Raw genomic sequence first — 26,144 nt, forward strand, 5'->3', positions numbered from 1 at the left:
TGGTGATTAAGGAGGTCACGTTGCGTTTCGTTCGCCGTTTGTTTCCGCTAATCCTGCTTCTGGGCGTTCTGCTCGCGGCATGTTCGCCGCAAGCCACGCCCTCGCCTCAACCCCCCACCACCACCGCCCCGGCGCCTTCCGCGCCTGAAACGCCCACCCTGTACGCCCCGCCTGCCGCGAGCAACGCTGGCGGTACCGTGCCCACGCTGGAAGGTTATCAGCCTCCGGCTGAGACCACCCCCGTGCCGACCAGCGAGGCGGCTTACCCCGCGCCGGGCGGGAATACCGTCAGCAGTGTGACCGCCTTCCCCGACCCGGCGCAGTTTACCTGGGTGCAGGCGGCGGCGGGCTTTCAGCGTCCGCTGGACCTGGCAGACCTCAGCGCCGACGGCTCGCGCCTGCTGGTGCTGGAACAGCGCGGGGTGATTGCGCTGGTGGAGAACGGCGCGCGCCGCGAGACGCCCTTCCTGGACATTGTCGAGCGGGTGGGCTCTTCGGGCAACGAACAGGGCTTGCTGGGCATTGCCCTGCACCCGCGCTTTAACGAGAATGGTTTCTTTTACGTCAATTACACCGACCGCAAGGGCGATACAGTGATTGCCCGCTTTACCGCCAACGCTGAGCGCACCGCCGCCGATCCCGCCAGCGAGTATGTCTTACTGCGCGTGGATCAACCGGCGGCGAATCACAACGGCGGCGGGCTGACGTTTGGACGGGATGGCTACCTGTACATTGGGCTGGGCGACGGCGGACAGGGCGGCGATCCCTGGGGCAATGCGCAGAGCCTCAAGACGCATCTGGGCAAGTTACTGCGCATCAGCGTGGACGGCGGCGAGCCGTATGCCATCCCTGCCAACAATCCCTTTGCCGACGGGCAGAAGGGGCTGGCGGAGATTTGGGCGTACGGACTGCGCAACCCCTGGCGCTTTTCCTTTGACCGCCTGACCGGCGACCTGTACATCGGCGACGTGGGGCAGAACCTCTACGAGGAAATTGACTTCCTGCCCGCCGGTTCGCCGGGCGGCGCCAACTTCGGCTGGGATTACCGCGAGGGTTTGCACCCTTACGAAGGCACGCCGCCGGCGGATGCGGTATTTGTCGAGCCGGTGGCAGAGTACGCCCACCCCGTGGGCTGTTCGGTGACGGGCGGGTTTGTCTATCGCGGGGCGGCGCTCCCCGAGTTCCAGGGGGTGTACCTCTACGCCGATTACTGCACCGGCAAGGTTTGGGGCTTGCTCCGCCAGGCGGATGGCACGTGGAAGTCGCAGGAACTCTTCCAGTTGGGCGGGGTTTCGGTCAGTTCGTTTGGGCAGGATGCTCTGGGCGAGGTGTACATCACCGACCATCAGAACGGGGCTTTGCTCAAACTGGTACGTCAATCGCAGTAAGTCAGTTTACAGGAGGTGATGCATGGCTAAACGGGTTTGGCAAACGATTAAAGTGCAGTACTGCCGGCATGTAGGTCGCGAGGTCTCGCTGGAAGCCGAGGTGATTTACCCCGACGAGCATCTGCCCGATGAAAAACCGCGTATTGTAGCGCACCGCTGTTCACGCGGCGCGGAGTGCGGTTTGCTCAGCGAAGCCGCCTGCATCTGGGCAGGCACCAACCCGGACGTAGATCCCTTTGCCGAAAAGCCGGACACGCCGGAGACGAAGTAAATTTATTGTGGCATTCACTCCCACGGGGGCAGAGGACTCTGTCTCCGTGGGGTGTGTTTGGGGGGAAAGATAAGGTTATCCCTCTTATGGGATCAGGTGTTTATTCAGTTCTTCCACCAAAAGATGTACGGTGGTGCAGGGGTCATCCTGCGCAGGGTCATGGGGGGTATAAGATGCCAGCAAACGTTGGGCATTGGAAATAGCCGTGCTTTGACGGGAAAGCAAGTCATCGTATAGCGAAGAATCGTTTTTCTGGTAAGGACGTTTCAAGTTTTGGCTCAATTTTTCAATATACTTTTCCCGGTTCATCGGGGTATTATGATAGCCATAATGCAAGAGAAACCATACCTCAAAAAACGGATTGGAATAAGCCACCTTTATCCCTGACTTTTGAGCCTCCGAGATGGCTTGATTGAATTGAGAGGCTTGAACATTGTCACGATCGAACACGACCCAAGCCTGATCAAAGCCCTCTTTCTTCCTGTAGTCCTGAGCATATTTGACGAGATCCAGCGGGCTTCTTCCTAATCCAAATGCTTCCACCACCGCATTGACGCGGAAGCGTTTGAAATAATTCGGCTCAGTTTGCTTTCCCTCACATACGATGAGGATGCGCTGTCTGAGTTCGCGCTGTTTAGTGGAACGCTTGCGCAGGGGTGTGCCTTTAGGAGAGAGTTTACGACCGCTCGGCTTCGGTGTTCGTGCCATGTTTGAGTATATCCTCCACATACGGACGCAATCCGCCCAGCAGGGGAATACCTCCGTAGCGCCCGGATAGGTAATTTTTCAGATAAGAGGCGTCTATACGCTCTTTCATCTCCGCCAGCGAATACAATTCAGATGCGCCAAAGCGGTCCTTTTGGGTAAACCACACCTGATCGCGCCGTAACAAGCATTCCCCCAGCAGACCAACATCATGGGTAGCAAAAATCAACTGCGCATTTTGGGGATTGGTCTCCGGGGAGTTGAAGAGGCGCACAATTTCACGGCTCAGCATGGGGTGCAGGCGGGCGTCCAGTTCGTCAATGACCAGCACTTTGCCTTCTTTCAACACATCGAAAAGCGGTCCCAGCAAATAAAGGAATTTCTGCGTGCCGTCTGATTCATCGTCAATATCAAAAGTCTCGTTACCCACGAAATTTTCCCCCGCATACACCGGATGGGTGGTTTCCACGCTTCGGAGGGAAATTTCTTCAGCCGGTTTGCCTGTTTTCTCGGCAATTTCCTGGAGAAATTTACGCAACTCGGCGGGAATTTTTGTGCTGTCCAGAGATTCGCTTTTCACCGAGAGGGCGGTTATGCCGGTATCTGCCAGCCGAATCATCTCACGGGCAAACTGGCGGAAGGGTTCATGTTCCTGTAATTGCTTCATAGTGTAAGGTGCGTAGAATTCATCTTTTAACCCTGAAACTACCTGCAGACGCTTGCGGAACCACTCCAGCAGAGAAACTGCCAGCGGGCTGTTAAACTGCGCCATTACCGAGAGGAAGAGTGCGTTTGAACGGGTCATCTCGCGGAGTTTTGCCGGCGCTTCCCGCCTGAAAGGGGTGGAAACCTCGTAGTCGTTTCCTTCGCGAATGAACAAAAGGCTCTCGCGTTGCACGGTTTGGTACAGCCATTCGCTGTGGACCCGCTCTTCGTCCACTTCAAATCCATAGCGGTAACGCTTGTTGTTCAAAGCAAAGATGATCTGAAATACAGCGGGTTTCTGACGTGCTTCGCGGTTCAACCGAAAACGTTCCACCGGGATTTTTTCTCCGGATTGAAACTCCGTTGCCGAATCCAGAACAAACCGACGCATAAACCCTATGGCTCGCACCAGATTGCTCTTTCCACTGGCGTTGGCGCCATAAATTGCCGCACTGCGCAACAATTTGAGGCGATTTACCTCGAAGAGGTTATCCGTGTTCAGGCGGGACTCTTTTTCCTTCAAGGGAGTGGCGAGCAGGCTTAAAGTGACCGTCTGATAAAAAGACCGGAAGTTTGCAACACTAAATTCTATCAACATAATTTGCTCTTTTTGTGAAAAATTCGAAAAAACACGCTTTTACAATGCAATAATATACCGTTTTATATTCCGTGTCAAGAATGAGTTTTTAAGAAGAATTTCGAGATTGTCCTCTTCCGACTCGCGCTACAATAATCCTACGGGAGGAATGCTATGGTCACCCCAAAGCGCAGTGTCGTGTTGTGGGGCTTGCCCCTGTTCGTCCTCATCCTCTTGAGCGCGTGCGCCGCGCCTGTCACGTCCTCTCCCACCCCTGCCATTGCCCCCGAGGAAGCCTTCTTCAAGCCGTCCAGCAACTGCGCCGCCTGCCACCAGGGCTTGAAGGACAGCACCGGCGCGGATGTCTCTATCATCCCCGAGTGGCAGACCAGCGTGATGGGTAACGCCGCGCTTGACCCCTACTTCCGCGCCAGCGTGCAGATGGAACTGCTCAATGCCCCGCAGTATGCCGACGCCATCCAGTCCAAGTGCGCCACCTGCCACACCCCCATGGCGCGCGTCACTCAGAAAGCCCAGGGGCAGGAAACCGCCCTGTATGGCGAGCAGGGTGTGCTGGCGGTGGGGCATCCGCTGGGCAAACTGGCGCTGGACGGTGTATCCTGCACCGTGTGCCATCAGATTCCCCAGCCTGCCGCCGACCTGCGCCACAGCGGCGATCTTGCCATTGACACCGCCACGCCCATGGGCGAACGCCCGCTGTACGGCGCCCTGCCCATCACCGAGCAGAACCGCCAGACCATGCAAGCCGCCTCGGGCTTCGTTGCCACGCAGAGCGAGCATGTGCGCCAGTCGCAGTTGTGCGCCACCTGCCACGAACTGTACCTTAATTACATTACCGCCGACGGCACGCTGAGCAGTGGGGATGCCCTGTTCTACGAGCAGACCCCTTACAGCGAGTGGCTGGCTTCGCAGTACGCCGGGCAGGCATCCTGCCAGGACTGCCACATGCCGCAAGCCCAGGGCGCCGCGCCCATTTCCAGCATCACCCCGCAGAATACTTACCAGCCCTTCTTCCGCCACACCTTCACCGGCGGCAACGTCTTCCTGCTCACCCTGTTGCGGGATGGCAGTGTGGAAGGCGTGCGCAACCCCGGCGGCACGGGACTGGACGCCCACATTGCCCGCACCAGCGAGTTCCTGCAAACCCGCACCGCTGTCCTGTCCATTACCCCGCCCCGGCAGGAAGGCGAGACGCTGGCGTTTGACGTGCGCATTGACCTGCTGACCGGGCATAAATTCCCCACCTCGTTCCCCTCGCGGCGGGCATGGTTGCACGTCACCGTGAAGGATGCTTCCGGCAAGGTGGTGTTCGAGTCTGGCGGGTACGACCGCGAGGGCAAAATCAGCGGCAACGACAACGACGACCCCAAAGCGTACGAGCCGCACTATACCCGCATCACCGCGCCGGATGAGGTGCAGATTTACGAGCCGGTGATGCAAACCGTCAGCGGCGAGGTGACCACCTACCAGATGCTGGCGGCTTCGTACATCAAGGACAACCGCCTTTTGCCGCGCGGTTTCGACAAGACTCAAGCCCCCAAAGTCTCGGAAGTGATTGGCGATGCCCTCAACGATGCGGATTTCCTCGGCGGGGGCGATACCGTGCAGTACCGCATCCCGCTGGGGTCAGCCCGCGCACCCTTCACTGTGGAAGCGCAACTGCTTTACCAGTCGGTGAGTTACCGCTGGGCAAAGAACGTGCTGGACAGCCAGAGCGAGCCGGCAAAGGATTTCGGCGCGATGTTGGCAAAAGTGGGCAATGTGCCGGTGGTGGTTGCCTCAGCCAGCGCGCAAAGCCGCTAGAAAGGAATGAAAATGACCTTACAAAATCGCTTTCGCGGTTGTTTGCTGGGGCTGGCGGTGGGCGATGCCCTGGGAACGACGGTAGAGTTCCGTCCGCGCGGCAGTTTTGAGCCGCTGACCGACATGCTCGGCGGGGGACCCTTCCACCTGAAGCCCGGACAGTGGACGGATGACACTTCGATGGCGCTGTGCCTGGCGTCCAGTCTGGTAGCATGCCGGGGCTTCGACCCCCGCGATCAGATGGAGCGTTACTGCCGCTGGCAGGACGAGGGTTACTGGAGCAGTACGGGGGACTGTTTCGACATCGGCGGGACGGTGGCGGCGGCGCTGGCGCGTTTCCGTGCTACCGGCGAGCCGTTTGCCGGTTCGACCGACCCGTATTCGGCGGGCAACGGCTGTATCATGCGCCTGGCGCCCATCCCCATGTTCTACTACCCTGACCTGGATGCGGCGGAGCATTACGCCGCCGAGAGTTCGCGTACCACCCACGGCGCGGCGGAATGTGTGGATGCCTCGCGCCTGATGGCGCGCATGCTGGTGCGGGCGCTGGCGGGTAAATCCAGAGAAGAGGTGGTGCTGGGCGACCGCGAGACCTTCACGGGCAGTCCGCGCATCACTGCCATTGCGCGCGGGGAGTACCTGGAGAAGGACGAGGCGCAGATTCGCAGTTCGGGTTACGTGGTGCATACCCTGGAAGCGGCGCTGTGGTGCTTCTGGCGCTCGGAAAGTTTTGCCGATGCCGTCCTGCGCGCCGCCAACCTGGGCGAAGATGCCGACACCACCGCGGCGGTGTGCGGGCAGTTTGCCGGGGCATTTTACGGCGAGACGGGCATCCCTGCCGGCTGGCTGGAGAAACTTGCCCTGCAGGAAGACATCCGCGCCCTGGCGGATGCGCTGGCTGAGGGGAAAGAGGAACAGAGGCTGGGAGGCTGAAATATCTTGCAGGAGGTCACCACGGCTCGCTGGCGCGAACCTTGTGACGATGCAAGCATGTCTTTGTGATTGCGAAGCACCTCCTCCGCGGCTGGCAGAAATGAAAGCCTTTGGATGAAAAAACTACAATTCCAGGGTGCGCTCGATGCGCCCCTGCGCCAGATTCCACAAGTGAATGGCGCCGGTGCTGACCAGCACCGCCAGCGTCTGCCCGTCAGGGGTGAAGATCATGTCGTGAACCGGCTGGCTTTCCTGAAAGACGGCAATCACCGCGGCGCGGCGCATGCGCTCGCCGCTGGTACGCCGCAGGTCGAGAAACTGCACCGAAAACGGCGAGATGGCGGGATCCACGATCGGCTCCCATACGCTCACTGCCAGCACGGCGGGCAAAAGCGGGAAGAACGCCGCCGCGCCCGAAAACCCGCTGACCCAAACGTCCTGCTCAAAGCGGTCCTGCTCCAGATTCAGCACAGTAAGGTGGTACATCTCGTCCTGTAAAAGCACCTGAAACGGCTGAGCCGTAAAAGCGAAGAAGGCAGGAGGCTGATGGCGGTTGACCTTAAATTTCACCCGCCGCGCGCCGCCGGGCACCCCCAGCACGTAGCCGTGCGCCCATGCCTGACCGCCAAACTCCCCCGCCAGGGTGATGAGCAGGGAACGGTCGTCGGGCGCCAGCGCGCAGGCTTCCAGACGGGGATGGTAGCGCGGATCCTGCTCAAAGCGCAGGTTCAGCACCATCTCGCCCGTCAGCACATCCAGCAGGTCCAGTTGCAAGGTGTAGGGCTGTTTGCGCACCACCACCCGCTGATGCAGGGCAAAGAGTTCTGCTTTCAGCAGGGCGAGCGGCTCTTCCTCTCCGCGGGGGAGATTCCATGCCTTTACGCCTTCGGGGGTTTGGGTGAGCAGATGCTCTTCATCCAGCGAATGACCAATCCAGAGTCCATCGCAAACGGCGTGCAAAGTCCCGCCGGACAAATCCCAGACCATCACATTGCCCTGCGGCGTGGCGTGAAACAACCATTTTCCCGAAGGGGAAATATGCAAGGGTTTCATACACCTCCCACCGCCGTACAAACACCCCGCTTGTTTTAATGGTTATATCACGAATTGCACCTTTGGTTTATACTTGAAACCATCCAGAAATGTTGCAATGAGAGTGCCAGCCGGTGAATCGGAGGATGAGCCATGAGGACACTGATTAAAAATGGGACGCTGATTACTGCCGCGGAGACCTTCCGTGCTGATATCCTCATCGAAGGCGAGAAAATTGCCGCCATTGGCGCCGACCTGACTGCGCCCGACGCCCGGGTACTGGATGCCGAGGGCAAACTGGTGCTTCCCGGCGGGGTGGACGTGCATACCCACTTCGACCTGCCCATGTTCGGCACGGTCTCATCCGATGACCATTACACCGGGCACAAGGCGGCGGCTTTTGGCGGAACGACCACGGTGATTGACTTCGTCAGTCAGGATTATCCCAACCTGCGGCAGTGCGTGGATGCCTGGCATGAGCGCGTGGGCGGCAAGGCGGCGGTGGACTACTCGTTCCACATGAACATCACCCATCTTTACCCCGATACGCTGGCGGAACTGCCCGCCTTGCTGGATGAGGGTATTTCCTCTGTTAAAGTATTCACCGCGTACAACAACCGCCTGCGCCTGCCCGATGACGACATCCTGCGGGTGATGCGCGTGGCGGGCAAACACGGCATTCTGACGATGATGCACGCCGAGAACGGCGATGTCATCGAACTGCTGGTTGCCGAAGCCCTGGCGCAGGGGCGCACCGAGCCTGTCTGGCATGCCCGCACCCGCCCAGCATGGAGCGCGGTGGAAGCCGTCCTGCGCGGCGCGGCGCTGGCGGGCATGGCGGATGCCCCGCTGTATGTGGTGCACATGAACGCCGCGGGCGAGGTGGACATGCTGGCGTATGCCCGCGCTCAGGGCTTGCCGGTGATGGGCGAGACCTGCCCGCAGTACCTCTTCTTCAGCGAGGAAGACTTGCAGAGACCCGACGGCGCCAAGTGGATTTGCTCCCCGCCGGTGCGCACTCCCGCCGACCAGGAACGCCTGTGGCAGGGATTGGCGGACGGCACCCTGCAAGCCCTTGCCACCGACCACTGTCCTTTCTTCTATGATGGCACTCAACCCATCGAGTACGAGGGGAAACCGGTTGCCATTCCCGGCAAGGAACTGGGCAGGGGCGATTTCACCCGCATCCCCAACGGCTTGCCCGGCGTAGGCGACCGCCTGCCTGTCCTGTGGACGTACGGCGTGGGCGCAGGACGGCTGACTCCCAACCAGTTTGTAGCCCTTACCGCCACCCAGCCGGCGCGCATCTTCGGGCTGTACCCGCAGAAGGGCGCCCTGCTCCCCGGCGCCGATGCCGATATTGTCCTCTGGAATCCCGCCCAACGGCTGACCTACGGGGTGCGTTACGCTCATCACCGCACCGATTACAACCTGTATGAGGGCTGGGAACTGCAGGGCTTCCCCGAAACCGTACTTCTGCGCGGGCAGGTCATCGTGCATCAGGGCGAGTGGCGCGGACGCCCTGGCATGGGACGCTTTTTGAAACGTTCTTCTGGAGAGGTGATTTAAGCCTTGCTGGCGCTGATTCCCCCGGCTGTGCTTTTGCTGGGTGCGCTGACCATCCTCATCCTGCGGCGCACCCGCCCCGGCGTAGGCTATGCCTGGCTGACCGGCGTCTTGAGCGCCCTGCTGGCAAGCGCGTTCCTGCTCTTCCTGCGCTGGCGCTTGCCTCAGCAGGTGGTGGTGCAGAACTGGCTTCCTCTTTCGCAGTTTACCGATTCGCCCATTCTGGGGCTGGACAGCATCTCGTGGCTGTACGCCATGAGTTTGGGCGTGCTGGCGCTGGGGACATTGCTCACCGCTTCGGCACGGCTTCAGCGCGATGTCAGCCCGACGGCGTGGGCGGGCATCCTCAGCATTCTGGCGGTTGCCATGCTGGCGGTGTATGCCGCCAACCTGCTCAGCCTGGTACTTACCTGGACGCTGATGGATTTGATGGAACTGGTCATCCTGCAAGCCAACAGCCGGGAGCGCCGGCTGGGAGTGCAGACCGTCACCGCCTTTGCCGTGCGTGTCAGCGGCAGTTTTCTGGCGCTGACGGCGATTCTGATGGCGCGCGGACAAAACCTGCCCCCTACCTTTGCTTCGCTGGCGCCGCGCGAGGCGCTGTTCCTGCTCATCGCCAGCGGATTGCGCCTGGGGGTGCTTCCTCTGCACCTTACCGCCGTGCAGGGCAGTGTGGCGCGGCGCGGGCTGGGGACGGCTCTGCGTATGGCATCTGCGGCTTCGGTCCTGCCGGTGCTGGCGCGTCTGCCCGCCGGGGCGGTGCCTGCCGCCTGGCAGGGGGGATTGCTGGCGCTTTCGGCGCTGGCGGTGCTGTACGGCGCAAGCGCCTGGCTTGCCGCGCCGGATGCGCTCAGCGCCCGCCCCTTCTGGCTGATTGCCACGGCGGGCATGGCGGTAGCCTGCGTCCTGCACGGTCAGCCGCTGGCAAGTCTGGCGTGGGGCGTTTTGCTCATTCTGCCCGGAGCGGTGTTCTTCCTGTACTCGGCTTCTCAGCCGGGGACGGTGGTCTTCCCGCTGATTGCCCTGGCGGGCATGGCGGGCTTGCCCTTCACCCCCCTGGCGGCGGGCTGGAGCGGGATTCTGCCACGCACGTTCTCCCCGCTGGAGTGGGCGTTCCTGTTCCCTCTGCCCCTGCTGATGCTGGGCGCGTTGCGCTTTTCCCTGATGGAAGGCGAGAACCTGCGCCAGATGGAGCGCTGGATTCAGGTGGTCTATCCGCTGGGGTTGATGGTGCTGATTCTGGGATATTTCCTGGTGGGCGTGCTGGGCTTGGCGCTCTTCCCCACCCGTGAAAGTCTCATCGGCGGGGGGGTGACGCTGGCGCTGTTTGCGCTGGGGTTTGGATTATTCAATCTGGCGCGCCGCCGCTTCAGCGGGCTGATTGAATCCGAAGCCCTGCGGCGTTCTGTGGCGCAGGCAGGGGCGTTCCTGGCAGATTTGTTCGGGCTGATGTGGCTGTACCGCTTCATCGGCTGGCTGTATCAGCGGGTAGCGGGGGTGTTCGACCTGTTCACCTCACTGCTGGAGGGCAGTGGCGGTATGCTGTGGGTGTTCGTCTTGCTGGCGCTGTTCATCTCGCTGATTCGCGCGGAGGTGGCGCGATGATTCTGGAATGGCTCTTCCGCGGGCTGGAAATTGCGGCGCTGGCGGCGGCGGTGTACCTGCTGGTGGGGCAGGAATGGCGTCATGGGCTGGTAGCGCTGGCAGTGGTCTATGCCGTTACGGCTGTGTACATCCTCTCGGTGTGGTCGCCAGGACTGGCGGCGGTGAAACTGGTCACCGGCTGGATGGCGGTGGCAGTGTTGGGCGCGGCTCAACCTGCCGAGGGCTGGCGCGAATCGCCCCCGCCGGGCTGGGTGGGGACGGCGTTTCATCTGGTCGCCGCCGCGCTGGTTGCCCTGCTGGTGTACTCGGTCGCCCCGCTGATGGCGCGTTATTTTCCGGTGAGCGCGCCTGTCATGCACGGCGGGCTGATTCTGGCGGGCATGGGCTTACTGCACCTGGGCATGTCCACCCGCCCCTTCCGCGAGGTAGTGGCATTGCTCACCACGCTGGCAGGTTTTGACCTGCTCTACACCGGTGTGGAACAGTCCATTCTGGTGGCGGGGGTGCAGTCGCTCATCACCCTGGGGCTGGCGCTGGTGGGCTCTTACGTCATCACCGCGCCGTCCATGCGCACGGGAGAGGGGCAGGAATGAGGCTCTTGCTGATTCACAACGATTATCAGCAGTTGGGCGGCGAGACGCTGGCGTTCGACGCCGAACTCTCCCTGTTGCGGCAAGCCGGGCATGAGGTCATCCTCTACCGGCGCAGTAACGAGGAACTGCGCCATGCCTCTGCTCTGCAGAAATTCTTGCTGGGGCTGAGCGTCCTGCATTCTCCGCGGGCGGTGCGCGAGGTGCGCCAACTCATTCGTACACACCGCCCTGAAGTGGCGCACGTGCATAACGTCTTCCCGCTGATTTCGCCCGCCGTGTACCGCCTGCTGGCGGATGAGGGCGTGCCGGTGGTGCAGACCCTGCACAACGTGCGCTTTCTCTGCCCCAACGGCTTGTTTTACACGCAGGGCAGGCTCTGCGAACGCTGTAAGAAGGGCAATACCCTGCACGCGGTGCGCTGGCGCTGTTACCGCAACAGTTACCCCGCCAGCGCGCTCTACGCCCTGGCAATCGGCTGGCACCGCCGCCGGGGGACGTTTGCGCGCATCACCCGCGCCATTGCCCTGACGCCATTTACCGTGCAGAAGATGGTGGAGAGCGGTCTGTTCCGCGCCGGGCAGATGGAGGTGCTGGGCAACTTCATCCCCGATCCTTTGCCCGAAGCCCGCTCTGCCCCGCCGGTCAACGGGTACGTGGCGTTTTTGGGGCGTCTTTCCGAAGAAAAAGGGGCGCATTTGCTCATTGAGGCGGCGCGGCACCTGCCCGGGGTGACCTTCCGCCTTGCCGGCGAAGGGGGACAACGCGCTAGCCTGGAGCAGAGGGCGCGCGGGCTGTCCAACGTGGAGTTTGTGGGGCAAATTCCCCCCGAACAGCGCTGGGATTTCCTGCGCGGTGCGGCGCTGGCGGTGGTGCCTTCTACGGTTTATGAGCAGTTCTCGCTGGCGGCGCTGGAAGCCATGGCGTGCGGCGTGCCGGTGATTGCCGCGCGCATCGGCGGACTGCCGTATCTGGTCGAAGACGGCGTGCAGGGACGCCTGTTCACCCCCGGCAACGTTGAGGAACTGGTGGAGCGCATCCGCGGACTGCTCGCCGATCCCGCCCAAGCCCATGCCCTGGGACAGGCTGGCAGGCGCACGGTGGAAGAGCGCTTTACCTCTGCCCGCCATCTGGAAGGGCTGATGAGCATTTACCGGAAAGCCATCCATGGGGAGACACTTGCATGAACGCTCCGCTGATCTGGATTCTCTTCCCGCTATTTTTTGCCTTCATCCTGTGGCTGGTGCGCTGGCGCGAGGGCTGGGTGATGCGTTTGGGGGTGGTGTTGTGCCTGTTGCTGGCACTGCTGGCGTGGCTTCTGCCCATCGGCACGGGCTTCCGCGTTTTCGGCAACCGCTGGGAAATTGAGCCGACGCTGGCGCTGGCGGGGCGTCAACTGGTGGTGCAGAACAACGACCGCCCTCTGCTCATTTTCGTGTATCTGATCGCCGCGTTCTGGTTTGGGGGTTCGCGCGAGGCGCGCGCGCACCGCTTCATGATTCCGTACGGGCTGGCAGTGGCGGCGCTGTTGCTGGCGGCGCTTTCGGTTCAGCCCTTCCTGTATGCCGCCCTGCTGGTGGAACTGGCGGTACTGTTGAGCATTCCGCTGGTGGCGCCGCCCGGTAAACCGGTCGGTACGGGAGCACTGCGCTACCTCATCTTCCAGACCTTTGCCATGCCGTTCATTCTGCTGGCGGGCTGGGCGCTGAGCGCAGTGGAAGCCAACCCGGCAAACACTTTCTTCCCCCTGCTGGCGCAGATTTTCCTGGGGGTGGGGTTTGCGCTGTGGCTGGCAGTTTTCCCCTTCTATGCCTGGATGCCGCTGGTGGCGGAGGAAGCCGATCCCTACCCGCTGGGCTATCTGCTCATGCTGTTGCCCACCACCTTCCTGTTGCTGGGGGTGAGGTACATCAACGCGGTGGCGTGGTTGAAAGACCTGTCCGCGCTGTGGGAGGTATTGCGTCTGACCGGCGTGGTGATGATTCTGACCGCGGGCGGCTGGGCGGTGTTTCAGCGTCATCTGGGTCGCTTGTTTGCCTACGCGGTGACCATCGAGACCGGCACCTCTCTGCTGGCGTTGAGTTTGAACACTCCGCAGAGCATGGAGACCTTTGCCATGCTCTTCCTGCCGCGGGTGCTGGCGCTGGCGCTGTGGGCGCTTTCGGCTTCGGTGATGAGAAGCGGGGGCAAGGGCTTGCGCTTTGAAGACCTTGACCGCGCCGCCGAAACCTTCCCCTTTGCTTCCGCCGGGCTGGCAACGGCGTATCTCTCGCTGGCGGGCTTGCCGCTACTGGCGGGTTTCCCGGCGCGCTTCCTGCTGTTGGAGGAACTGGCAACCCGGGCACCCCTCAGCGCGGTGCTGGCGCTGGCAGGGACGGGCGGCTTGCTGTTGAGCGGTTTCCGCGTGCTGGCGGTGCTGACGGGCGGTTATTTCGGTCCGCGCGAGCCGCGCGAGACGCCCTTCCAAGCCATTCTCATCAGTGTGGGGGTGGTGGTGTTGATTTTGCTGGGCTTCCTGCCGCGCCTGCTTTTCCCTGCTATGCTGGGGCTTGTGCCTGCTATTCTCATGCCGTAAAGGACATGCTTGTGCCGCCGCAAGCGAGCGGGGCGATGCGTCCATCCCGCTCGCTTCGGCAGGCTTGGCGCACGGACGGCGTACCCCGAGCCTGCCGAGGGGTACGCTGGCTTCAACAGGCTCAGCCAGCGGCTTCGACAGGCTCGGTTTCGACAGGTTCAGCCTTCGCCAATGGCTTTGGCGCGGCTCAGGCGAGTTTCTTCAGGGGGAGCATCTGGAGGAAGACCTGAATCTGCTCATCCCAGTACTTCCACGAGTGATCGCCCGGACCTTCGCGGTAGGTCAGCGGCAGTCCCAGTTTCTCCGCATGGTCGCGGAAGAGATGGTTGGCGGGCAACAGGAAATCCTCGGTGCCGCACCAGGCGTACAGGGTGGGCAGGGGCTTGCCGGAGGCTTTGGCTTGTTCCGCCAGCGCAAACAGGTCGTTGGCGCTTCCCTGGTACTCATCCAGCGAGCCGAAGATGCGATTCAGTTCCGCCTGCCACTCGGGGGTGGGGTCCTGATATGCCAGCGCCATGTGCAGGGCGCCCGAGAAACTGGCGGCGGCGGCAAAGCGTTCGGGGTGCGAGAGGGCTAATTTGAACGAGCCATACCCGCCCATGGACAAGCCGGCAACGAAGTTGTCCTCGCGTTTGTCCGAGAGGGGAAAGAGCGAGCGCATCACATAGGGCAGTTCCTCGGAGACATACGTCCAGTAGCGGTAACCGGCTTTCATGTCGGTGTAGAAACTGCGGTGCACCGCCGGCATGACCACGGCGAGGTCGTATTCCTCCACATAGCGTTCGATGGAAGTGCGCCTCTGCCAGATGGTGTGGTCGTCCGAGAGACCGTGAAGCAGGTAAAGGGTGGGGTGGCGGGAATCGTCGCGCGTGCCCGTGCCTTTCCAGGGGCGCAGGGGCAGGATGACGTCCACTTCCACGCACAACTGCAGGGCTTGAGAGAAGAAATCAGCATGAATGAGCGGCATCGTGAACCTCCTTGTAAGAGAATTGTACACGAAAACCGAATCCGTGGGCGGCACACCCCGCTCGGGGGATATGCATAGATGCCGCCGCCAGGACGCAAAGCGCGCGAAGAAAAGATGGGGCGTACCCCGAGCCTGCCGAGGGGGACGCTGGTTTTGACACGCTCGGCTTTGGCATGGTTGGGCAGGCTCACCATGCGCGGCTCAGCCTTTGGCATGGACTGGCTGACTCGGACGGGCGTATCTTCCCCGCCTCTCTAACTTGACGGCGCGGCTGTTTTTAAGCAAAATTCTCAAAGACATTCCCTCTTTTTTCTCATGGAGGCTTCGTTGCACTGGATTTATCTCTCCCCGCACTTTGACGATGCCGTGCTTTCCTGCGGCGGGATGATTGTCGAACAGACCCGCCGCGGCGAGCGCGTGGAAATCTGGACGGTGTGCGGCGGCTTCTCCGACCGCAACCGTCCCCTGCCGCCCTTTGCCCGGCAGATGCACGAGGAACTGGGCGTGGGGGCGAATCTGGTCTCTCTGCGCCGCGCCGAGGATCGGACTGCCTGCGCGCTCATCGGGGCATCCGTGCGGCACGGCATGCTCCCCGACTGCATCTACCGCTTCCTGCCCGACGGTTCGCCGCTCATCCGGCGCAGTGAGGATTTGTGGCTTCCCGTCCATCCCGCCGAGATGGATCTGGCGGTGCGCCTGCGGCGCAATTGGGCGAGCCGTATCCCGCGCGATGCGCAGGTGGTGGCGCCGCTGTCCTACGGCAACCATGTGGATCACCGCCTGACGCGCATGGCGGCGGAGGGCTTGGACCGTCCGCTGTGGTACTACGCCGATTTCCCTTACGCTCAATGGCACAACCTGCCGCTGGATGCGGGTTTGCCCGAGGAGCGCATCCTGCGCGTGGAGGTGGGCGCCGAGGCGCTGGCGCGCTGGCAGGATGCCATTGCCGCCTACACCTCGCAGGTGGAGCGCCTGTTTGGCAGTGAGGCGGGCATGCGCGAGCAGGTGGAGGCGTTTTATCGGCGCGGCGGCGGGACGTTCTTATGGCGGAGGTGAGGGGATATATCAGGAGGTTGGGATTCCGCCGCAGACCCCGCATCGGAGGATGAAGCCGTCCGATAAGTTGCCGGAGTTTCTGGCGCTGTCCTGCCCGTCCAGCCACGGGGACAGGGTGAACGTTTGATCAACTCTGCTCTGACCCAAGCGGATAAAAAATCTCCAACACGGGATTCAACTTGTGCTATACTCTTACTATGCAGGCATATCGTGCGTACTGGCATGCCTGGGCGCAAACCTTGCAACGTTGGGGTTTAAACGAGTTTGCCGCCGCCCTGCTGGAAGGCGCCGCGCCGCTCTCCATTCTGATGGGGCAGGTCATCACCCTGAGCCAGCCTTTGCTGGGGGCATGGGTGTCCACGGAGAAACTGGAGGCGCTGGCGCATCTGTGCGAAGATGACGAAGAGAGAATTGCCTTTGCTTCATTCTTACGGGAGGAAAACACCACGTGATCTGGCTTGAATCCATCCTTGGGCTTGGGCTGGTACTGCTGGCTGGCGCCCTGACCCTGATTCTTTCCCTGCCTGCCCTGCGCAAACGCAAAGTGGTCCTGCGCACCATCCCTGCCTTACAGCGCGCGCGCCGCGCCCTGGGGCTTTCGGTGGAGGATGGCTCGCGCATTCACCTCTCCATTGGCAAAGCCAGTATCTTCAGCCCGACCAACGCCTCGGCGCTGGTGGGCTTGAGCACGCTGGAGCGCGTGGCGCAGTTGAGTCTGGTCAGCGACCGCCCGCCGGTAGCCACCAGCGGCGAAGGGACGCTTACCGTGCTCAGTCAGGACACCCTGCAAGCCGCCTACCGCATTGCCAACGTGCCCGAACAGTACGACCCCGAACGCGGACGTCTGACCGGCGCTACCCCCATGTCGTACACTGCCGCGGCACTGCCGGTCATCCATCAGGAACGTATCTCTGCCAACCTGTTTGTGGGCAATTTCGGTCCCGAAGTCGGCTTGATGGCTTCGGCATCCGAACATGAGAACGCCTTCTCGCTGGGCGCTTCCGACGCGCTGGATGCGCAGTCGGTGCTGTACGTCACTGCCGAGGAAACCCTGATTGGCGAAGAACTGTTTGCCGTCCCGGCGTACCTGCAAGCCGGTTCCATTTACCAGACCAGCCTGCGCGTGCAGGACATCCTGCGCTGGGTGGTCATCGGGTTGATGGTGCTCTCGGCAATTCTTGGACTGGCGGGAGTGAGCCTATGAGATCTCCGGTGATGACGGCTCTGGCAATTGCGGCGGGGTTGATTGTCCTGCTGGGCTATCTCATCCCGCCGGAGTGGACTTCTCTGGCGTACATTCAGGCGGTGCGCGCCGTCTTTATCGGCTGGGCGGTAGTGCTGGCGGGGATTGCCGCCTGGGTGGGGGTGATTCACCTCTTCCTCACCCACCTGCGCCGCATGAGCGCCCGCCGCGAAGCAGACCGTTACAGTGTGCTGGTGGTGCTGGCGTTCCTGGCAACGGCTGTTGCCGGGATGATTCTCACGCCCGCCGATCCGGGCTTCCAGCAAGCCGTGCTGGCAATTCAGGTGCCGGTGGAAGCCACCCTGCTGGGCTTGCTGGCGGTGACGCTGGTCTTTGCCAGCATGCGCCTCTTTCAGCGCCGCAAGGGGGTGATGGCGATTGTCTTTGTGGTTTCGGTGGTGTTTTTCCTCTTGCTGGGCGCGGGTTTGCTCATGCCCCTGCAACAAACGCCCCTGCTGGGCGGGCTGATTGGCTTTTTCGAGCGCCTGCCCATCGCCGGGGGACGGGGCATTTTGATTGGCATCGCCCTGGGCAGTCTGATGACCGGACTGCGCATCCTGCTGGGCGCTGACCGCCCGTACAGTGGGTAACCTATGGCTGAAAAATTCTGTCCAACCTGTGGAAAGAGTAATCCGGAAGATGCCCTCATCTGCCAGTTTTGCGGCGCACGTTTAGAGGCGGAAGATTTGCCCGACTGGTTGAGCGCTTTGCGCACGCCTTCTGCGCCTTCCGGGGGAGAGGCGGGCGGTGGGAAAGACCTGCCCGACTGGCTGAAGGAAATCCGCTCACAGAGCGAAGCCGAACGGGGTACACCGCTGGATTTGTTCGCTCCCGAAGGCGGAGAGGAAGAAGCCCCCATCCCCGACTGGCTGAGCGGGCTGAGCGGCGGGGAGACGCCTTCCGCAGGCGCGGAAGAGCCCCTGCCGTGGGAAATTCCTGCCGAGCCTGCCGCCACGCCGCCGGAGAGCCCCGCGCCTGCCCCCTCGGCAGAGGAGGGCGACTGGCTTTCGGGCTTGCGCGAGTGGCAGACCCCCGCCGAGGAAGTCCCGGAAATTCCCCCGGAAGCAGGCTTCTCCCTGCCCGAACAACCCGAGGAAGAATTTACGCCGCGGGAAGCCATCCCCGATGACATGGCGGCTTTCTTTGCTTCACTGGGAGCGCAAACCGCTCCCGCCGAGCAACCTGCCGGGGAGGAACTGCCCCCCTGGGTGGCTGGCTTTGGCGCGGAGGAAACTGCCCCTGCCGAACAGCCTGCCGGGGAAGAACTCCCGCCGTGGCTGGCTGGCGCTGGCTTTGGCGCGGAGGAAACCGCTCCTGCTGAGCAACCCGCCGGGGAAGAACTCCCGCCGTGGCTGGCTGGCGCTGGCTTTGGCGCGGAGGAAACTGCCCCTGCCGAACAGCCTGCCGGGGAAGAACTCCCGCCGTGGGTGGCAGGTTTTGGCGCAGAGGAAACCGCTCCTGCCGGGCAACCCGCCGGGGAAGAACTCCCGCCGTGGCTGGCTGGCGCTGGCTTTGGCGCGGAGGAAACTGCCCCTGCCGAACAGCCTGCCGGGGAAGAACTCCCGCCGTGGGTGGCTGGTTTTGGCGCGGAGGAAACTGCCCCTGCCGAACAACCTGCCGGGGAGGAACTCCCGCCGTGGGTGGCAGGTTTTGGCGCGGAGGAAACCGCTCCCGCCGGGCAACCCGCCGGGGAGGAACTCCCGCCGTGGATGGCTGGCTTTGGCGCGGAGGAAACCGCTCCCGCCGGGCAACCCGCCGGGGAAGAACTCCCGCCGTGGGTGGCAGAAACCCCGAGCGCAGAAGAAGCTCCCGAAGCCCCTGCCGTGCCGGAATGGGTAACCGATGAAGGTTTTGAAAAATTCCGCGCCGAGCATGAACAACCCGCGCCTGCCCCGGCGGAAGAGAGTGGATTACCCGACTGGCTGACCACCTTCGGTCAGATGGAAGAAAAGCCCGAAGAAATGCCCGCCGAGCCGGTCTCGCCGTTTGTGGATGAGAGCCTGCCGGAGTGGCTCAGCGGGGTTAAGCCGCCGCCCGAACCCGCCGGTCCGGTCGTGCCGCCGCTCATCGAGCCGGAAGAGCAACCCGCTCCGGTGGAAGGCGAAGCGCCCTTTGCCGTAGAACTGCCCGAATGGCTGGGCACTGCTCCGGAAGAGACCGCCGAAATGGCAGAACAAGTCCCCGCAGTAGAGGAAGAAACCCCGGCGGAATCTCTGGCGCCTGCCGAACTGCCTGCCTGGGTGGAAGAGATGCGTCCTCTCGAAGCGGTGCTGCCCTCGCAGACCATGGTGGAAGAGGGTGAACAGCGTCTGGAAGAAGCCGGTCCGCTCAAAGGGCTGGTGGGGGTAATTGCCGGAGAGGAAATCGTCTCGCGCTACCGCAAGCCGCCGGCGTATTCGGTGCGCCTGAAGGTCAGCGAGCGTCAGCGTGCCAACGCCGCCCTGCTGGAGAACGTTCTGGCGCTGGAAGCCAAACCGCGTGAAATCGTGCCCGAAGCCTCGCGCGCCCCGCAGGTGATTCTGCGGGTCATCCTGGCGTTACTGCTGGTGCTGTCTCTGCTGACCATGCTGGCGCCTTCGTTCACGATTACCGAGATGAACCCCGCGGCGGTGCCGGGTCTGCAAGCCTTCTATCAGCGGGTGAATGCCCTGCCCGAGAATGCCCCCGTTCTGCTGGCGGTGGAGTACGAGCCTTCGCACAATGCGGAGATGCGCTTTGCTTCCAGCGCACTGCTGCGCCACCTGATGGACCGCAATGCCCGCCTGTTCATTGTCTCCACGGTGGTGGGCGGTCCGGTGCTGGCGGATGAACTGGTGCGCGAAGCCGCGCTGGCTCGTCCGCAGTACGTGGTGGGCGAGCGCACCCTCAACCTGGGCTATCTGGCAGGCGGGACCACTTCCCTGCTGGAGTTTGCTCAGAATCCGCGCCGCGCCGCGCCCTCGGCGCTGGATACCGCCCTGACCGGCGTGGGGGCGTGGGATCGTCCCGTTGCCCAGGGCGTCAACAGCATTCAGGACTTTGTGCTGGTCATCGTCCTCACCGACAGCCCCGAAGTAGGGCGCGCCTGGGTGGAGCAGGTTCAGCCGTTGCTGGGCAGTGTCCCGCTGATGATGATTACCAGCGCGCAGGCTGAACCCATGCTGGCGCCGTATCTGGGTTCGGCGCAGGTGCAGGGGCTGGTAAGCGGTTTACGCGGCGGGGCGGGCTACGAACGCCTGATGTCCGCTGGCGGAGAAGCCTCCCGCTTCTGGGGCGCTTACCAGAGCGCGGTATTGATGGGCTTAATCCTCTTCCTGTTCGGCATTGTCATCTCGGCGCTTTCCGGCGGAAGCAAACGTTCTGGCAGGAGAAAGGCGTAGCCTATGATGGAATGGGTGTGGATGATTGTGGGCGTGGTGCTCACCCTGATGGTTTTCTCTTACATCTTCGGAGATAACTTCCTTTTCCGTGTGGCAACCTATCTCTTCGTCGGGGTGGCGGCGGGCTATGTGTTTGTGGTGGTGTTCTATCAGGTGCTGATGCCGCGCCTTATTGAACCCATTTTCCTGGGGACGATGGCGGAGCGTGTGCTGGCGGTAGTGCCTCTGCTGGGCGCAGCGTTACTGCTCTTCAAGGTCTCACCGCGCCTGGCGTTTCTGGGAAAAGCCCCCATGGCGTTCCTGGTGGGAGTGGGCGCGGCGGTTGCCATTGGCGGTTCGGTGTTCGGCACCCTGCTGGGGCAGGTGAGCGCGGCGGGTGCCCCCTTCCGCAGTGGCAGCGGCATTCTGGAAGGTTTGCTGGCGCTCATCGGCGCGGTGGGTGTGCTGGCATATTTCCAATTCTCTGCCCCTGCCCGCGCCTCGCTTTCCGGCGAAGTGCCCAAACGTCCGGCATGGATGGAAGCCCTGGCGTGGGTGGGGCAGGTGTTTCTGGGCATCACCCTGGGCGCGCTGTTCTCCGGCGTGCTGATTGCCTCTATCACCGCGCTTCTTGACCGCGTGCAAGCCATTTTGCTCTTGCTTGCGCGACTTCTTTCCTAGCGAAAGGTGCACATGGCTTCGGTAATTGATGCGGAATCCTTCCTCGCCATTGATATCGGCTCCACCACCACCCGCGCCCTGCTCTTTGACGTGGTGGATGGCACTTATCACTTTCTGGCGGCGGGCAGTGCTCCCAGCACCTGGGCGGCGCCCTTTCACGATGTGGGAGAAGGGGTGCACCTGGCGCTGACGCGCTTGCAGGAAATCACCTCGCGCCCGCTGATGGATGAGGGAAGCCGCCTCATCCTGCCCACCCGCCCTGACGGTTCGGGGGTGGATCGGCTCGCGCTGACCCTCTCGGCGGGCGCCGATGTGCGCATGGTGGTCATCGGCTTGCTGGAAGAGGTCTCGCTGGCAAGCGCGCGGCGATTGGCTTCGACCACCTACGGCAAGGTGGTGGAGAGTTTGGGGCTGAACGACCACCGCCGTCAGGATGCGCAGTTGGACGCCCTTCTGCAAGCCAACGCCGATTTCTTCATCCTGGCGGGCGGCACCGAGCAGGGGGCAACCCGCTCGGTGAGCAAACTGGTGGAACTGGTTTTGCTGGCGCTGAAAACCATGCGGCAGGAATCGCGCCCCAAGATTCTCTACTGCGGGAATCAGGCGCTGACTAAAAAACTGAAGGAAGTGCTCAGCCGTTATACCGAGGTGTTTACCGCGCCCAATATCCGCCCAACTTTCGATCAGGAAGATCTCGTCCCTGCGGCGGACGCGCTGGCAAAGATGACCGTCAGCCTGCGCGGACAGCAGTTCGGCGGGCTGAGCGGGCTGGGGCAGTTGACCGCCACACCGGTACAGCCCACTGCCGCCGCCACTCTGCGCCTGATGCGTTTTTTGAGCGAACTCTACGACCCCGCCAAGGGTGTGCTGGGCGTCGAGGTGGGCTCGCACGCCACCTATCTGGCGGGGGCAATTGGCGGCAGGGAGCGCCTGAAGGTCTTCCGTCCGCTGGGCAATGGCTTGGGCATGGAAGGCACGCTGGAGCGTATCTCCCCCGCCGATGTTGCCCGCTGGGTGCCGATGGAAGTGTCCACGCAGGAAGTGGAAGATTACCTGTGGCAGAAGAGCCTCTTCCCTGCCACCATCCCCGCCACGGCGACCACCTTAGCCATCGAACAGGGGCTGGTGCGCGAAATTCTGCGCTATGCGGCGCAGGCGTATCTGGAAGATTATCCCGACTGCGCCATGACCTTTGAGCCGATTTTTGCCGGGGGCGCGGCGCTGGCTCAGACGGGTTCGCCGGTGCAGTCTTTGCTCATGCTGTTAGACGGGCTTCAGCCTACCGGCGTGAGCACCCTATTCCTCGACCCCTACGGGCTGATGCCCGCTTTGGGGGCAATTGCAGGCGCTAATTCACTTCTGCCGGTGCAAATTCTGGAAAGCGGGGCTTTCCAGAACCTTGGCGCGGTCATCTGCCCGGTGAGCGATGCCAAACCCGGTACGCCCATCCTCAAGGCACGGGTAGTCTTTGAGGACGGCAACGAGGTCAAGGTGGATGTGAAACAGGGCTCGCTGGTGCCTCTGCCCATCCGGCATGGACAGAGCGCGCGTTTGTATCTGGAAGCCCTGCGCGGCACCGAGATTGATCCCCGCCGCAAGACCGCTGGCGGCTTCAAAATTGTCGGCGGGTTGTGCGGCGCGGTGATTGACGCGCGCGGCAGACCGCTGAACCTGCCCGCCGAACCCAACCGCCGCCGCGAACTGCTCTTGCGCTGGACACAGGCGCTGGAAACCCGGCGTCCGGTATGAACCTTGCAACGGAGAACGGATAAGGAAAGTCTATGCTCGCACAGGTAACGCATATTCTCGGCTTGACCAGCATTCGGCGGGTGCGCACCCTGCCGGTGAGCGGTCGGGTGCTGGTTGCCAGCCGTCAAAAAGTCAACGCCTCTGATGTCATTGCCGAGGCGCAAATCCCCGCTCAGCATGTGCTGGTGGATGTGCGCCGCGCCCTGCGCCTGGGCAGTGTGGAACAGGCTCAGCGCGTCATTGTGCGCAATGAAGGCGAGCGCATCTTTGCCGGCGATGTGATTGCCGAGACCGGCGGGCTGTTCCCGCGCATGGTGCGCGCCCCCGCAGATGGTCAGGTGGTGATGATTGCCGGCGGGCGGGTGATTATCGAGGTGCAGAGCCAGCCCATCCAGATATTTGCCGGGGTGCCGGGCTACGTGGTCGAAGTCATTCAGGAACGCGGGGCGGTCATCGAAGGACAGGGCGCGCTGATTCAGGGCGCCTGGGGCAACGACCGCGTTGCCGAGGGCATGATGATCAACCTGCTTAACTCCCCCGACGAGGAACTGACCCGCCAGAAGATGGACGTGAGTCTGCGCGGCGCGGTGGTGGTGGGGGGGATGTGCAGTGACCCCGAAGTCCTGCGCATGGGCGAGGAACTGCCCCTGCGCGGGCTGATTCTCTCCAGCATGAGCGCCAGCCTGGTGCCGGTGGCGCGCAGTGTCAGTTATCCGGTGATGCTCACCGAAGGGTTTGGGCGCATCCCCATGAACGAAGCCGCCTACACGCTCATCAGCACCAACGACAAGCGCGATGTAGCGCTGTCCACCCCCTTCCGCCCGCAGGCGGGAGAACGCCCGGAACTCATCATCCCCCTGCCGGCGGTGGGCGAGCCCGCGGCAGACTTTGCCTACTTCAAACCCGATCAGAAAGTGCGCATTTTGGGGGCGCCGTACCCCTCTCATGTGGGCGTGCTGGTGCGCCTTTTGCCCGGACTGACTACCCTGCCCAACGGTGTGCGTGCGCAGGCGGCAGAGGTGCGCCTGAGCAAAGACACGCTGGTGGTGGTACCCCTGGCGAATCTGGAAGTGATACAATCGGTATAATCCACGAAGAAGGAGAACGCGCAGATGTCCGACCAGAACCCATTTGAGGATTTCGACTTTGGAGAGGAAACCCCATCCGAGCCACAGCCACAGGAAGAAAAGCCCAGCAATCGCAACTTCCTGATTGCTCTGGGGGTGATTGGCGGGATTTTTGTGCTGGTTGCCATTGCGCTGGTGGCGGTGGTTTTGTTTGTTCTGCCCCAGCGCAACGCCGCCCTGCGTGAGCAACAGCAAGCCCAGTTAGCGGCAAACACGGCTACTGCCTTTGCCGCCACCGAGAATGCTCAGCAGGCGCTGTTACTGCTCACCCCCTCGGCGACGCCCATCCCCACGGCGACGCCTGTACCGCCCACCAACACCCCGGTCATCGTTCAGCCGCCCACTGCCACCCCCACGCTGACGCCTACCTCGGTGTCGGATGCGCAGAAAGCCACCCTGTCGGCTCAGCAGACGCAGTTGGCGGCAGGGAAGTTCACCGCCACGGTACTGCCCACGTCCACCGCCCTGCCTGAAACCGGCTTTGCCGATCAGGTAGGCTTGCCCGGGATGATCGGTATTGGCGTTGCTCTGGTGGTGATTATTCTGGTGGCGCGGCGCTTGCGCTCATCGTAAGGACTTTTAAAAACTGCAGGGCGCGGGAGTCCGGTGGGCTTGCCCTGCCGGATGCCGCTTGGTCGGCTTTTGCCGCTGAGGTCATGGTGAAATGACCGCGATGGCGGTTCTGTGAGTGTGGCACAGACCGCCATCGCTTGTTTTAAACCCCTTCCGGTGTGTCAAAGAAGGTTCAGAAGTACCGCAAAGGCGCGAAGAGCGCAAAGGGGAATCGTACTGCCGGAAAATGAAACGGCGTTCGTCCCGGCAGGCTCGGGATGCTTTACGCCTTGCGCACGTGCGGAACTTCCCTCAAATCCAGCACGCGGGTATGCAAAGTATGCGACCACTCTTTGTGGTTCTTCTTCCAGAAGCCCACCATGACCACCGGAATCCAGGTGAGGTTGTAGAGCGGGTAGGTGAGGAAATACCCCAGCACCGCCGGAGAAGCGCGCCCTTCCAGAAAGAGGAAAAAGCCGTTCATGTAGAGCATCAACAGGAACAATATCTGAGAGATCACCGCGTTGGTTTCAGACTGCACGGGCTGAGGGAAGACGGCGGACAGAATCAGCCCCATGATCAGGCAGAAGAAGTTGACCAGGATGAACACGGGCTGAAGGATGTACACCGCCAGATCCAGCGCCACCCAGTCCCGCTGAGTCCAGAAACGCTTCAGCAGGGGAATGAAGAAGCGGGAGATCACATCCGCCTGTCCCTTCATCCAGCGCACCCGCTGGCGCATGGACTGGCGCAAGCCCAGCGGCTTTTCATCGTAGATGACGGCGTCGTGCGCCCAGTGCACCTTCATGCCCTGCAGGACAACCTTGACGGTAAACTCCAGGTCTTCGGTCAGGCAGGTAGCCCCCCAGCCGATGGATTTCAGCACATCGCTGGCAATCATCATCCCCGTGCCGCCCAGCACGTTGCTCAAGCCGAGATAAGAACGCGGCAGTTGGTACATGCGGTTGCCAATCCAGAAGGCAATGGAGTTGTTCGCCGAGATCCACGTATCCAGTGGGTTTTTGCTGTCCAGATAGCCCTGCACCACCTTATGCCCCAGGCAGAGGTGCTTGTTCATCTCTTTCAGAAAGTTGGGCGAGACCAGGTTATCGGAGTCAAAGATGCAGACTGCATCGTAAGCCGGCGTGCGCTGAAAGAGTTGCGGGAAAACCCACTCCAGCGCGTAGCCCTTGCCTTTACGGATGGCGTCAAAGCGTTCCAGCACCAGCGCGCCCGCCTCGCGCGCCGCCTGCGCGGTAGCATCGGTGCAGTTATCGGCAATGACCACGATATCGTACAGGTCGGCGGGATAATCCAGCGCCTTCAGGTTTTCGACAATCTTGCCGATGACCAGTTGCTCGTTGTGCGAAGGCACCACCAGCGCAAAGCGGTGCTTCAGCGGGAACTGCGCGGCGTTGGGTTCCTGGCGGCGTACCCAGGCAAACGCCGAGAGGGTGATGAAATACAGAAATACGCCCATAGCGGGCAATTGAAGCAGGGTTAAGACAAACGAAAATACCGCTCTCAAAGTCCGAGCATCCAGTGCATCCATCTCTTTCTCACTCCTCCCTCAAGAACCATGGCGATTCTTGAGGTCAAATACCATACCCCTGCCGTCGCTTCACCTCTGCGAAAGGGAGATTTTTCGTCAGCCAACCTG

24 protein-coding genes are annotated in these 26,144 nt (G+C 62.1%); 19 read left to right on the top strand and 5 right to left on the bottom strand.

What is annotated here, in order from left to right; translation table 11 throughout:
• The first annotated feature begins 20 nt into the window (after positions 1–20).
• Complete coding sequence (locus ANT_RS00095; RefSeq protein ID WP_197534075.1) at positions 21–1,388, top strand: PQQ-dependent sugar dehydrogenase; 1,368 nt, start codon at positions 21–23, stop codon at positions 1,386–1,388.
• A gap of 22 nt (positions 1,389–1,410) precedes the next feature.
• Positions 1,411–1,659 (top strand): hypothetical protein, encoded by a 249-nt coding sequence (locus ANT_RS00100; RefSeq protein ID WP_013558453.1) that lies wholly within the window; start codon positions 1,411–1,413, stop codon positions 1,657–1,659.
• Positions 1,660–1,743: 84 nt separating this feature from the next.
• Here ANT_RS00100 and ANT_RS00105 read toward each other — a convergent pair whose 3' ends face one another.
• On the bottom strand, positions 1,744–2,367 hold the full coding sequence (locus ANT_RS00105) for an RloB family protein (RefSeq protein WP_013558454.1): 624 nt from the start codon (positions 2,365–2,367) through the stop codon (positions 1,744–1,746).
• The gene (locus tag ANT_RS00110) at positions 2,336–3,667 is read right to left on the bottom strand and encodes an AAA family ATPase (protein WP_013558455.1); all 1,332 of its coding nucleotides are present in this window, start codon (positions 3,665–3,667) and stop codon (positions 2,336–2,338) included. Before ANT_RS00110 ends, ANT_RS00105 begins: the two co-directional genes overlap by 32 nt.
• Before the next feature lie 153 nt (positions 3,668–3,820).
• Here ANT_RS00110 and ANT_RS17190 point away from each other — a divergent pair, with 153 nt between their 5' ends.
• Together ANT_RS17190 and ANT_RS00120 are read left to right on the top strand one after the other, a co-directional pair.
• Positions 3,821–5,470, top strand: a complete 1,650-nt coding sequence (locus tag ANT_RS17190; protein WP_013558456.1) for a cytochrome c family protein — start codon at positions 3,821–3,823, stop codon at positions 5,468–5,470.
• A 12-nt stretch (positions 5,471–5,482) separates the two neighbouring features.
• On the top strand, positions 5,483–6,403 hold the full coding sequence (locus ANT_RS00120; protein ID WP_041454413.1) for an ADP-ribosylglycohydrolase family protein: 921 nt from the start codon (positions 5,483–5,485) through the stop codon (positions 6,401–6,403).
• 123 nt (positions 6,404–6,526) lie between these two features.
• On the opposite strand, the gene ANT_RS00125 is transcribed toward ANT_RS00120, so the two are convergent.
• On the bottom strand, positions 6,527–7,456 hold the full coding sequence (locus ANT_RS00125; protein ID WP_013558458.1) for a hypothetical protein: 930 nt from the start codon (positions 7,454–7,456) through the stop codon (positions 6,527–6,529).
• Positions 7,457–7,588: 132 nt separating this feature from the next.
• Between ANT_RS00125 and hydA the strand changes: the two genes are divergently transcribed.
• From hydA to ANT_RS00150, 5 genes are read left to right on the top strand one after another with little or no spacing between them, the layout of a single operon-like run.
• Entirely contained in the window at positions 7,589–9,004 is a 1,416-nt protein-coding gene (gene hydA / locus ANT_RS00130; RefSeq protein ID WP_013558459.1) for a dihydropyrimidinase, read from the top strand.
• 3 nt (positions 9,005–9,007) lie between these two features.
• On the top strand, positions 9,008–10,606 hold the full coding sequence (locus ANT_RS00135; protein WP_013558460.1) for a hypothetical protein: 1,599 nt from the start codon (positions 9,008–9,010) through the stop codon (positions 10,604–10,606).
• Positions 10,603–11,199, top strand: a complete 597-nt coding sequence (locus ANT_RS00140) for a hypothetical protein (RefSeq protein ID WP_013558461.1) — start codon at positions 10,603–10,605, stop codon at positions 11,197–11,199. Before ANT_RS00135 ends, ANT_RS00140 begins: the two co-directional genes overlap by 4 nt.
• The gene (locus ANT_RS00145) at positions 11,196–12,383 is read left to right on the top strand and encodes a glycosyltransferase family 4 protein (protein WP_013558462.1); all 1,188 of its coding nucleotides are present in this window, start codon (positions 11,196–11,198) and stop codon (positions 12,381–12,383) included. The genes ANT_RS00140 and ANT_RS00145 overlap by 4 nt, the downstream gene beginning before the upstream one ends.
• A complete protein-coding gene (locus ANT_RS00150) occupies positions 12,380–13,771 on the top strand; it encodes a proton-conducting transporter transmembrane domain-containing protein (protein WP_013558463.1) in 1,392 nt (463 codons plus the stop codon). The genes ANT_RS00145 and ANT_RS00150 overlap by 4 nt, the downstream gene beginning before the upstream one ends.
• Positions 13,772–13,958: 187 nt before the next feature.
• Here ANT_RS00150 and ANT_RS00155 read toward each other — a convergent pair whose 3' ends face one another.
• Positions 13,959–14,738, bottom strand: coding sequence for an alpha/beta hydrolase (locus ANT_RS00155; protein ID WP_013558464.1), 780 nt, complete (start codon positions 14,736–14,738; stop codon positions 13,959–13,961).
• Positions 14,739–14,816: 78 nt separating this feature from the next.
• Between ANT_RS00155 and ANT_RS00160 the strand changes: the two genes are divergently transcribed.
• From ANT_RS00160 to ANT_RS00205, 10 genes are all read left to right on the top strand, one after another.
• Complete coding sequence (locus ANT_RS00160) at positions 14,817–14,996, top strand: hypothetical protein (RefSeq protein WP_041454414.1); 180 nt, start codon at positions 14,817–14,819, stop codon at positions 14,994–14,996.
• 69 nt (positions 14,997–15,065) lie between these two features.
• The gene (locus ANT_RS00165) at positions 15,066–15,794 is read left to right on the top strand and encodes a PIG-L deacetylase family protein (RefSeq protein ID WP_041454416.1); all 729 of its coding nucleotides are present in this window, start codon (positions 15,066–15,068) and stop codon (positions 15,792–15,794) included.
• A 197-nt stretch (positions 15,795–15,991) separates the two neighbouring features.
• Positions 15,992–16,246 (top strand): hypothetical protein, encoded by a 255-nt coding sequence (locus ANT_RS00170; RefSeq protein ID WP_041454418.1) that lies wholly within the window; start codon positions 15,992–15,994, stop codon positions 16,244–16,246.
• Positions 16,243–16,998, top strand: a complete 756-nt coding sequence (locus ANT_RS00175) for a DUF6754 domain-containing protein (protein ID WP_013558467.1) — start codon at positions 16,243–16,245, stop codon at positions 16,996–16,998. Before ANT_RS00170 ends, ANT_RS00175 begins: the two co-directional genes overlap by 4 nt.
• The gene (locus tag ANT_RS00180) at positions 16,995–17,627 is read left to right on the top strand and encodes a hypothetical protein (RefSeq protein ID WP_013558468.1); all 633 of its coding nucleotides are present in this window, start codon (positions 16,995–16,997) and stop codon (positions 17,625–17,627) included. The genes ANT_RS00175 and ANT_RS00180 overlap by 4 nt, the downstream gene beginning before the upstream one ends.
• A 3-nt stretch (positions 17,628–17,630) precedes the next feature.
• Positions 17,631–20,396 carry a zinc ribbon domain-containing protein gene (locus tag ANT_RS00185; protein ID WP_013558469.1) on the top strand — a complete coding sequence of 922 codons (2,766 nt, stop codon included), beginning with the start codon at positions 17,631–17,633 and terminating at the stop codon, positions 20,394–20,396.
• Between the two features lie 3 nt (positions 20,397–20,399).
• On the top strand, positions 20,400–21,056 hold the full coding sequence (locus ANT_RS00190; RefSeq protein WP_013558470.1) for a hypothetical protein: 657 nt from the start codon (positions 20,400–20,402) through the stop codon (positions 21,054–21,056).
• A gap of 12 nt (positions 21,057–21,068) precedes the next feature.
• The gene (locus ANT_RS00195) at positions 21,069–22,805 is read left to right on the top strand and encodes a glutamate mutase L (RefSeq protein WP_013558471.1); all 1,737 of its coding nucleotides are present in this window, start codon (positions 21,069–21,071) and stop codon (positions 22,803–22,805) included.
• A 32-nt stretch (positions 22,806–22,837) separates the two neighbouring features.
• On the top strand, positions 22,838–23,893 hold the full coding sequence (locus ANT_RS00200) for a hypothetical protein (protein WP_013558472.1): 1,056 nt from the start codon (positions 22,838–22,840) through the stop codon (positions 23,891–23,893).
• Between the two features lie 24 nt (positions 23,894–23,917).
• Complete coding sequence (locus tag ANT_RS00205) at positions 23,918–24,505, top strand: hypothetical protein (RefSeq protein ID WP_013558473.1); 588 nt, start codon at positions 23,918–23,920, stop codon at positions 24,503–24,505.
• A 262-nt stretch (positions 24,506–24,767) separates the two neighbouring features.
• On the opposite strand, the gene ANT_RS00210 is transcribed toward ANT_RS00205, so the two are convergent.
• Positions 24,768–26,036 carry a glycosyltransferase family 2 protein gene (locus ANT_RS00210; RefSeq protein WP_013558474.1) on the bottom strand — a complete coding sequence of 423 codons (1,269 nt, stop codon included), beginning with the start codon at positions 26,034–26,036 and terminating at the stop codon, positions 24,768–24,770.
• Positions 26,037–26,144: the final 108 nt, after the last annotated feature.

Source organism: Anaerolinea thermophila UNI-1 (assembly GCF_000199675.1).
In the GTDB taxonomy this organism is placed as follows: domain Bacteria; phylum Chloroflexota; class Anaerolineae; order Anaerolineales; family Anaerolineaceae; genus Anaerolinea; species Anaerolinea thermophila.

Excerpts from the sequence above, each read along its gene's own strand:
- ANT_RS00190 (WP_013558470.1), top strand. The coding sequence starts at position 20,400 with ATGATGGAATGGGTGTGGATGATTGTGGGCGTGGTGCTCACCCTGATG.
- ANT_RS00125 (WP_013558458.1), bottom strand. The coding sequence starts at position 7,456 with ATGAAACCCTTGCATATTTCCCCTTCGGGAAAATGGTTGTTTCACGCC.
- ANT_RS00180 (WP_013558468.1), top strand. The coding sequence starts at position 16,995 with ATGAGATCTCCGGTGATGACGGCTCTGGCAATTGCGGCGGGGTTGATT.
- hydA (WP_013558459.1), top strand. The coding sequence starts at position 7,589 with ATGAGGACACTGATTAAAAATGGGACGCTGATTACTGCCGCGGAGACC.
- ANT_RS00200 (WP_013558472.1), top strand. The coding sequence starts at position 22,838 with ATGCTCGCACAGGTAACGCATATTCTCGGCTTGACCAGCATTCGGCGG.
- ANT_RS00120 (WP_041454413.1), top strand. The coding sequence starts at position 5,483 with ATGACCTTACAAAATCGCTTTCGCGGTTGTTTGCTGGGGCTGGCGGTG.
- ANT_RS00150 (WP_013558463.1), top strand. The coding sequence starts at position 12,380 with ATGAACGCTCCGCTGATCTGGATTCTCTTCCCGCTATTTTTTGCCTTC.
- ANT_RS00100 (WP_013558453.1), top strand. The coding sequence starts at position 1,411 with ATGGCTAAACGGGTTTGGCAAACGATTAAAGTGCAGTACTGCCGGCAT.
- ANT_RS00210 (WP_013558474.1), bottom strand. The coding sequence starts at position 26,036 with ATGGATGCACTGGATGCTCGGACTTTGAGAGCGGTATTTTCGTTTGTC.
- ANT_RS00170 (WP_041454418.1), top strand. The coding sequence starts at position 15,992 with ATGCAGGCATATCGTGCGTACTGGCATGCCTGGGCGCAAACCTTGCAA.
- ANT_RS00205 (WP_013558473.1), top strand. The coding sequence starts at position 23,918 with ATGTCCGACCAGAACCCATTTGAGGATTTCGACTTTGGAGAGGAAACC.
- ANT_RS00140 (WP_013558461.1), top strand. The coding sequence starts at position 10,603 with ATGATTCTGGAATGGCTCTTCCGCGGGCTGGAAATTGCGGCGCTGGCG.
- ANT_RS00155 (WP_013558464.1), bottom strand. The coding sequence starts at position 14,738 with ATGCCGCTCATTCATGCTGATTTCTTCTCTCAAGCCCTGCAGTTGTGC.
- ANT_RS00185 (WP_013558469.1), top strand. The coding sequence starts at position 17,631 with ATGGCTGAAAAATTCTGTCCAACCTGTGGAAAGAGTAATCCGGAAGAT.
- ANT_RS00160 (WP_041454414.1), top strand. The coding sequence starts at position 14,817 with ATGCCGCCGCCAGGACGCAAAGCGCGCGAAGAAAAGATGGGGCGTACC.
- ANT_RS00145 (WP_013558462.1), top strand. The coding sequence starts at position 11,196 with ATGAGGCTCTTGCTGATTCACAACGATTATCAGCAGTTGGGCGGCGAG.
- ANT_RS00105 (WP_013558454.1), bottom strand. The coding sequence starts at position 2,367 with ATGGCACGAACACCGAAGCCGAGCGGTCGTAAACTCTCTCCTAAAGGC.
- ANT_RS17190 (WP_013558456.1), top strand. The coding sequence starts at position 3,821 with ATGGTCACCCCAAAGCGCAGTGTCGTGTTGTGGGGCTTGCCCCTGTTC.
- ANT_RS00110 (WP_013558455.1), bottom strand. The coding sequence starts at position 3,667 with ATGTTGATAGAATTTAGTGTTGCAAACTTCCGGTCTTTTTATCAGACG.
- ANT_RS00195 (WP_013558471.1), top strand. The coding sequence starts at position 21,069 with ATGGCTTCGGTAATTGATGCGGAATCCTTCCTCGCCATTGATATCGGC.